The organism is Micromonospora sp. DT44, from assembly GCF_049841635.1.
Classification (GTDB): domain Bacteria; phylum Actinomycetota; class Actinomycetes; order Mycobacteriales; family Micromonosporaceae; genus Micromonospora.
Window position 1 is genome coordinate 127,781 of the sequence record NZ_JBNCKS010000012.1, and the last position, 6,340, is coordinate 134,120.

Annotated in this window: 6 protein-coding genes; 2 read left to right on the forward strand and 4 right to left on the reverse strand. The window is 72.1% G+C overall.

The features are described 5' to 3' along the window. Nucleotides 1-10 precede the first annotated feature (10 nt). Both purQ and purS read right to left on the reverse strand, forming a co-directional pair. Complete coding sequence (purQ, locus tag ACLQ25_RS09865; protein WP_355048413.1) at nt 11-694, reverse strand: phosphoribosylformylglycinamidine synthase subunit PurQ; 684 nt, start codon at nt 692-694, stop codon at nt 11-13. Beyond that, nucleotides 691-954 carry a phosphoribosylformylglycinamidine synthase subunit PurS gene (gene purS / locus ACLQ25_RS09870; RefSeq protein ID WP_007454310.1) on the reverse strand — a complete coding sequence of 88 codons (264 nt, stop codon included), beginning with the start codon at nt 952-954 and terminating at the stop codon, nt 691-693. Before purS ends, purQ begins: the two co-directional genes overlap by 4 nt. 357 nt (nt 955-1,311) lie before the next feature. Here purS and ACLQ25_RS09875 point away from each other — a divergent pair, with 357 nt between their 5' ends. Both ACLQ25_RS09875 and ACLQ25_RS09880 read left to right on the forward strand, forming a co-directional pair. After that, complete coding sequence (locus ACLQ25_RS09875; protein WP_425730592.1) at nt 1,312-1,995, forward strand: S1 family peptidase; 684 nt, start codon at nt 1,312-1,314, stop codon at nt 1,993-1,995. 23 nt (nt 1,996-2,018) lie between these two features. Continuing rightward, nucleotides 2,019-2,582 (forward strand): YbjQ family protein, encoded by a 564-nt coding sequence (locus ACLQ25_RS09880; protein WP_425730593.1) that lies wholly within the window; start codon nt 2,019-2,021, stop codon nt 2,580-2,582. A gap of 143 nt (nt 2,583-2,725) precedes the next feature. Here the strand turns inward: ACLQ25_RS09880 and purB are convergent, their stop codons facing one another. Then, a complete protein-coding gene (gene purB, locus ACLQ25_RS09885; protein ID WP_425730594.1) occupies nt 2,726-4,150 on the reverse strand; it encodes an adenylosuccinate lyase in 1,425 nt (474 codons plus the stop codon). Nucleotides 4,151-4,224: 74 nt separating this feature from the next. Next, nucleotides 4,225-6,340 (reverse strand): hypothetical protein (locus ACLQ25_RS09890; protein WP_425730595.1); only part of this gene is annotated, 2,116 nt, incomplete at its 5' end.

A 6,340-nucleotide genomic window follows, 5' to 3' on the forward strand; every position in this document is an offset into this window, starting at 1 on the left:
TGACCGATGCTCACGCTGGGGTCCCCACCAGGTGCTTGAGGACCGAGGTAAAGAACCCGAGACCGTCCAGCGAGGGGCCGGTGAGCGCCTCCACCGCGTGCTCCGGGTGCGGCATGATGCCGACCACGTTGCCGGCAGCGTTGGTGATCGCGGCGATGTCGCGCTGCGACCCGTTCGGGTTACCGCCGACGTAGCGGGCGACGACCCGGCCCTCGGCTTCGAGCTGGTCCAGCGTCGCGGTGTCGGCGACGTAGCAGCCCTCGCCGTTCTTGACCGGGATCAGCACCTCCTGGCCGGCCTGAAACGCGTTGGTCCACGCGGTGCCGGCCGACTCGATGCGCAGCACCTGGTCCCGGTTGCGGAAGTGCAGGTGCTGGTTGCGGGTGAGCGCGCCCGGCAGCAGGTGCGCCTCGCAGAGGATCTGGAAGCCGTTGCAGATGCCGAGCACCGGCAGGCCGCCCTGGGCGGCGTCCACGATCGTCTCCATCACCGGAGCGAACCGGGCGATGGCCCCGCAGCGCAGGTAGTCGCCGTAGGAGAACCCGCCGGGCAGGACGACGGCGTCCACACCGTGCAGGTTCTCATCGCCGTGCCAGAGCCGGACCGGCTCGGCGCCGGCGATCCGGACGGCGCGGGCCGCGTCCCCGTCATCGAGCGAGCCGGGGAACGTGACCACACCGACCCGGGCGGTCACGAGCGGGCGTCCGCGGTCTCGTCGGTCTCGACCAGGCGGACGGTGAAGTCCTCGATGACCGGGTTGGCGAGCAGCTTGTCGGCGATTTCCCGGGCCCGGTCCAGGTCCGGTTCACCGGTGAAGTCGATCTCGATCCGCCTGCCGATCCGGACTGAGGCGACGTCGCTGACGCCGAGCCGGGGCAGCGCGTTTGCGACGGCCTGGCCCTGCGGATCGAGGATCTCGGGCTTGAGCATGACGTCGACGACGACGCGAGGCACTGGGCACTCCTGACTGTGTACGCAGTTGGGTGCCTACCCACAACGGGCGAGCGCAGCCAGCCTACCTGGCAGATTCCGTCGCGGACGCACCGGCCGGGCGCAGTCCAGGCAGTGATCCACATAACGGGCGGCAAGGGGGCCCGGCAACGCGGGACAGGCCGCCTCAGCAGGGCATATACGGCGCAGCGGGTAGCCGAATCGTTACATTGATTGATGTCGATCAGCTTCTTGAAAACGATACCCGCCAGCCCTACATTACATCGACATGGCTCGATGGCGGCGGCGATGGGGACCTCCCGTCGCCGCCCCCGGCCACCCGGTGACCCCGGGCCCCAACCCGCCCCAAGGAGTCCACCGATGCGCGTTCGTCCCCTGCTGGCACTGATCAGCACGGCGCTGGTCGGCGCCCTCGCCGTCGCGTCCGGCGCGTCCGCCGCCCCGGCCGGCCCTCAGCCCATCATCGGCGGCGGCACCGTCTCGTCCGCCCCCTGGGCCGCCGCCGTGCTGAGCAACGGCTCGTTCACCTGCTCGGGCAGCGTGATCGCCGCGCAGTGGGTGCTCACCGCCCGGCACTGCATCAGCGGCACGATGTCCGTCCGGGTCGGCAGCGTCTACCGCGCCTCGGGTGGGGTCACCCGCACCGTCAGCGCCACCTACACCCGTAACGACCTCGCCCTGATGCGCCTGTCCAGCACCGTCAGCACCTCGACGGTTTCCCTGGCGAGCAGCAACCCGCCGGTCGGCTCCACCAACTCGATCTACGGGTGGGGCATGACCTGCTACAGCGGCTGCTCCGCGTCCAGCCAGCTCAAGACCGCCACCGTCCAGGTGACCAGCACCAACGTCACCGACGCGTACGGCGGCCAGGCCATCCGCAGCACCCGGATCAACGGCAACGCCTGGCGGGGCGACTCGGGCGGCCCGCAGTTCTACAACGGCCAGCAGGTCGGCGTCGCCTCCACGGCCGACGGCTACAACATCCAGAACTACGGCAGCGTCGCGTACAACCGGGCCTGGATCACCTCGGTGGCCGGTGTCTGACGGTTAGCGCCCGTGCGGCGCGGATGGTCGGCCGCGCGCCGGCCGTCCGCGCCGCGCCGTTTTGCAGCATCCGATCAGGTGAACACGGCACACGATCGGGTCGCGCAACTCCTGACAGCATCGGAAACGTGCTGGTCGTGACGACAGAGCAACTGCCCGGCTACGAGATCCGCCAGATTCTCGGTGAGGTGGTGTCATCGATGGCCAGGACGCGCAACCCGTACCGCGAGGGGGTCAAGAACCTGCGCGGTGGCGCGTACGACCCGATGGCGCCCGACAACCTGACCCGGTGGCGTACCGACTCGGTGACCCGCCTCGGCGAGGAGGCCCTGCGGCTCGGCGCGAACGCCGTGATCGGCATGCGCTTCGACAGCCGGGACTGCGGCGAGATGTGGATGGAGATCTGCGCGTACGGCACGGCGGTCGTCGCCGTACCGACGATGCCCGCGGTCATGCCGCCCGACCAGCCAGCGGTGGCGGCGGACACCGCCACCGACCCCGCGTTCGCGGAGTCCCTCGGCGGCATCGCCGAACCAGCAAGCGCCCCAACCCTGCGAACAGCCGCCGAAACCCCCACCGGCGACTAGCCCCCCAACCCCACCCCCTCACCCCCACCCTCACCCCGTTGATCAAGAGGTTTGCGTCACCAGGGAGATCAAAATTGACGCGAACCTCTTGATCAACGGGTGAGCCGGGGGCGGGAGGGGGCGGGAGGGGGAGGCGGGGGGGGTTAGAGGATGGGGGGTGGGGTGTAGGTGGCGGCGTTGGGGTGGGTTTCCACCACCTTGGTGATTCGGCGGGTTACCGACTCCACCTGGGACTTGGCCGCTCCGACGAAGGCTGTGCGGTCGGCTACCAGGGTGTCGATGTCGGCGCGGGACAGGCCGAGGCGGCCGTCGGCGGCCAGGCGGTCGAAGAGGTCGTTCTCCGGGGCGCCCTTCTCGCGCATGGCCAGCGCCACCGCGACCGAGTGCTCCTTGATCACCTCGTGGGCGACCTCCCGACCGACGCCACGCCGGACCGCCGCCACCAGGATCTTGGTGGTGGCCAGGAAGGGCAGGAAGCGCTCCAACTCCCGGTTGATCACCGCCGGGTAGGCGCCGAACTCGTCGAGCACGGTGAGGAAGGTCTGGAACAGCCCGTCGGCGGCGAAGAACGCGTCCGGCAGGGCGACCCGACGGACCACCGAGCAGGAGACGTCCCCCTCGTTCCACTGGTCGCCGGCCAGCTCGCCGACCATCGACAGGTAACCCCGGATGATGACCGCGAAGCCGTTCACGCGCTCGGACGAACGGGTGTTCATCTTGTGCGGCATCGCGCTGGAACCGACCTGACCCGGCTTGAAGCCCTCGGTGACCAGCTCCTGGCCGACCATCAGCCGGATCGTGGTGGCCAGCGACGACGGCGCGGCGGCGGTCTGCGCCAACGCGGCCAGCACGTCGAAGTCCAGCGAGCGCGGGTAGACCTGCCCGACGCTGTCCAGCACCCGCGAGAAACCCAGGTGCTCGGCGACCCGTCGCTCCAGCTCGGCCACCTTGTCGGCGTCACCGTCGAAGAGGTCGAGCTGGTCGGCAGCCGTGCCCACCGGGCCCTTGATGCCGCGCAGCGGGTAGCGGGCGATCAGCTCCTCCAGCCGGTCGTACGCGATGAGCAGCTCCTCCGCCGCCGACGCGAAGCGCTTGCCCAGCGTGGTGGCCTGCGCCGCCACGTTGTGCGAGCGGCCGGTCATGACCAGCTCGGAGTGCTCGTACGCGAGCCACGCCAGCCGGGCCAGGGTCGCCACCACCCGGTCCCGGATCAGCTCCAGCGAGGCACGCACCTGAAGCTGCTCGACGTTCTCGGTGAGGTCCCGCGAGGTCATCCCCTTGTGCACGTGCTCGTGCCCGGCCAGCGCGCTGAACTCCTCGATGCGGGCCTTCACGTCGTGCCGGGTGACCCGCTCCCGCTCGGCGATCGATGCGAGGTCGACCTGGTCGAGCACCCGCTCGTACGCCTCGACCACGCCGTCCGGGACCGCCACGCCCAGGTCACGCTGTGCGCGAAGCACGGCGAGCCACAGCCGCCGTTCCATCCGGACCTTCTCCTCGGGCGACCAGAGGGCGACCAACTCGGGCGAGGCGTACCGGTTGGCGAGCACGTTCGGGATCGTCGTCACGTACCTCATTGTCCGTCACCCGCCCGAGCCGGCCGGGACCGGGCCGGCTCGGGCGGGAGTCCGCCCGGCCCAGGTCAGGGCAGCTCGTAGATGATCACCGGCCCGGAGACCAGGCGGATCGGGGCCAGCTCGGCCAGGGCCGGCGACACGCGGCCGGCCCGGGTGTCGGCGAACAGCCACCGGACGCCGTACTCCCGGCGCAGCCGGTCCAGGTCCGCCGCCACGGGCGCGTTGAACACCCGCTCGTTGAGCGCGAACAGCGCCGCGTCGGGGGGGTCCTGCCGGGCGTACCCCAGTCCGTAGCGACCGTGCGCGGCGAGCGCCGCGTCGGTGTAACCCCAGCTCTCCACCACCGCCCGGTGCCCACCCAGCCCGGTCACCCAGAACGCGCGGGCGTCGCAGTGCCGCGTCGTCCGCACCGGTCGGCAGTGCACATTGGTGGCGACCACGTCGTCGGCGTCGGCGTGCGCGTCGAGCCAGAGGGCGGCCCGAGCCTCCGCCCGGGTGAGCACGTACCGCGTCTCGCTCGGCGTCGGCGGCACGCCGGCCACCGTGGACCGGCTGTCGCGCAGCCGCAGCGCCGCCGACACCGTCCCCTGGGTGCCGACCGCGACGCTGGCCGCGAGGATCGCCGCGGTGGCGGCGGCCACCGCCGCCGCCCACCACCGACCGCCGTCCCGACGGCGCAGCAGGACAACGACCAGGACACCGAGTACGCCCGCGAGCAGCACCAACGCCGCGAACCGTCCCGCCGACGCGGCCAACGCCCCCCACCAGCCGCGCAGCGAGGCGGAGGGCTTGCCGGCCTTTGGGACGGCGAGAGCGAACGCCACGCCGGCCAACGCTCCGACGGCCAGCACCGGCCAGCGGGGGCGCGTGGCGGCGAGCAGGTGACCGGAGAGCAGCACCCCGATCGGCAGCACCGCCAGCCAGAAGTAGACCTGACTGGCCGACGGGTGGTGGAACACCCAGGTGGCGCCCACCCCGGCGAGAACGGTGCCGCTGAGCAGCCAGGTCGCCGGGTCGGCGCGGTGCCGGCGGGAGAACAGCAGCAAGGTGCCGGCCAGCCGAGGCGCCTGCATCAGCAGCCACCAGCCGAGGATGCCGCAGGCGAAGAGCCCGGCCGGCCCGCCACCGGCGGCGAGCCCGGGCGGCACGAGACCGCCCGCGCGGGTGCCGTCGTGGCCGCCGAAGGTCTGCCCGTACGGCAGCATGAAGCGCAGCAGCCCGAACACCTGCACCCGTAGCGTCCCCGCGCCGCCACCGGCGAAGAGCCGGTAGCCCACGGCCGTCGCCGCGAGCAGGAGGGCCAGCGCCACGACGGTGGGCCAGGGCACCCGACCCCGCCGCCACACGGTCACCACGGCAGTGATCACAAGGCCGGCGAGCAGGGCCGGCAGCGCGCTGGACTTCGACCCGGCGCACGCCAGGCCGAACGCCGGCACCAGCGCCCAGCCGGGCCCGAGCGCCCGGCCGCGCACGGCGTCCAGGCAGAGCCCCACGAGCGCGACGAAGAGCGCCAGCACGTACGTCTGCGACGGGCTGGCCACGGACAGGACGCCGGCCGCGTCGGTCAACGCCGAGCCGAGTGCCACCGGGAGCCCGACGTACGTCACGGCGGCGACGACCGGCCCGGTCCACCAGACCCGGCTCAGATCACGAGCCACTCCCGCGCTGACGAGCACGGCCGTGACCGCCACCGGCACCAGCCACAGGCGCAGCAGCACCAGCGCGGGCGAACTGCCGGTGATCATGCTGGCGCTGGCCATGTGGGCGTCGGAGAGGTAGTGGTAGCGCAGCGGCTCCCCGGCCACGTGCGGCAGTACGAACGGCATGTCGCGGGTCAGCTCCTGCACCAGCGACAGGTGGTAGAAGAGGTCCGGATAGTAGGTGTGGTCGGCTGCCGGTGGCACCGGGTTGCCGGGCCACTGCACAGCGGCCCAGGCCAGCACCAGCAGCAGCACCGCCGCCATCGCCACGTGCCAGGCCAGCGGCAGAGGGTTGCGCCGCTCGATCCGCCAGTGCCGACGCAGTCGCGGCACGGCCAGGAAGAGCAGCACCACCGGTGCCGCCCACCAGCGCAGCAGGTGCTGCTGGCCGGTGGCCGCCGCCAGGGCCCAGGCGGCGAGTTCCAGCACGAGACCGGTGGCGGCGCCGAACCCGAGGTCCTCGGGCAGGTTGCCCCGGCTG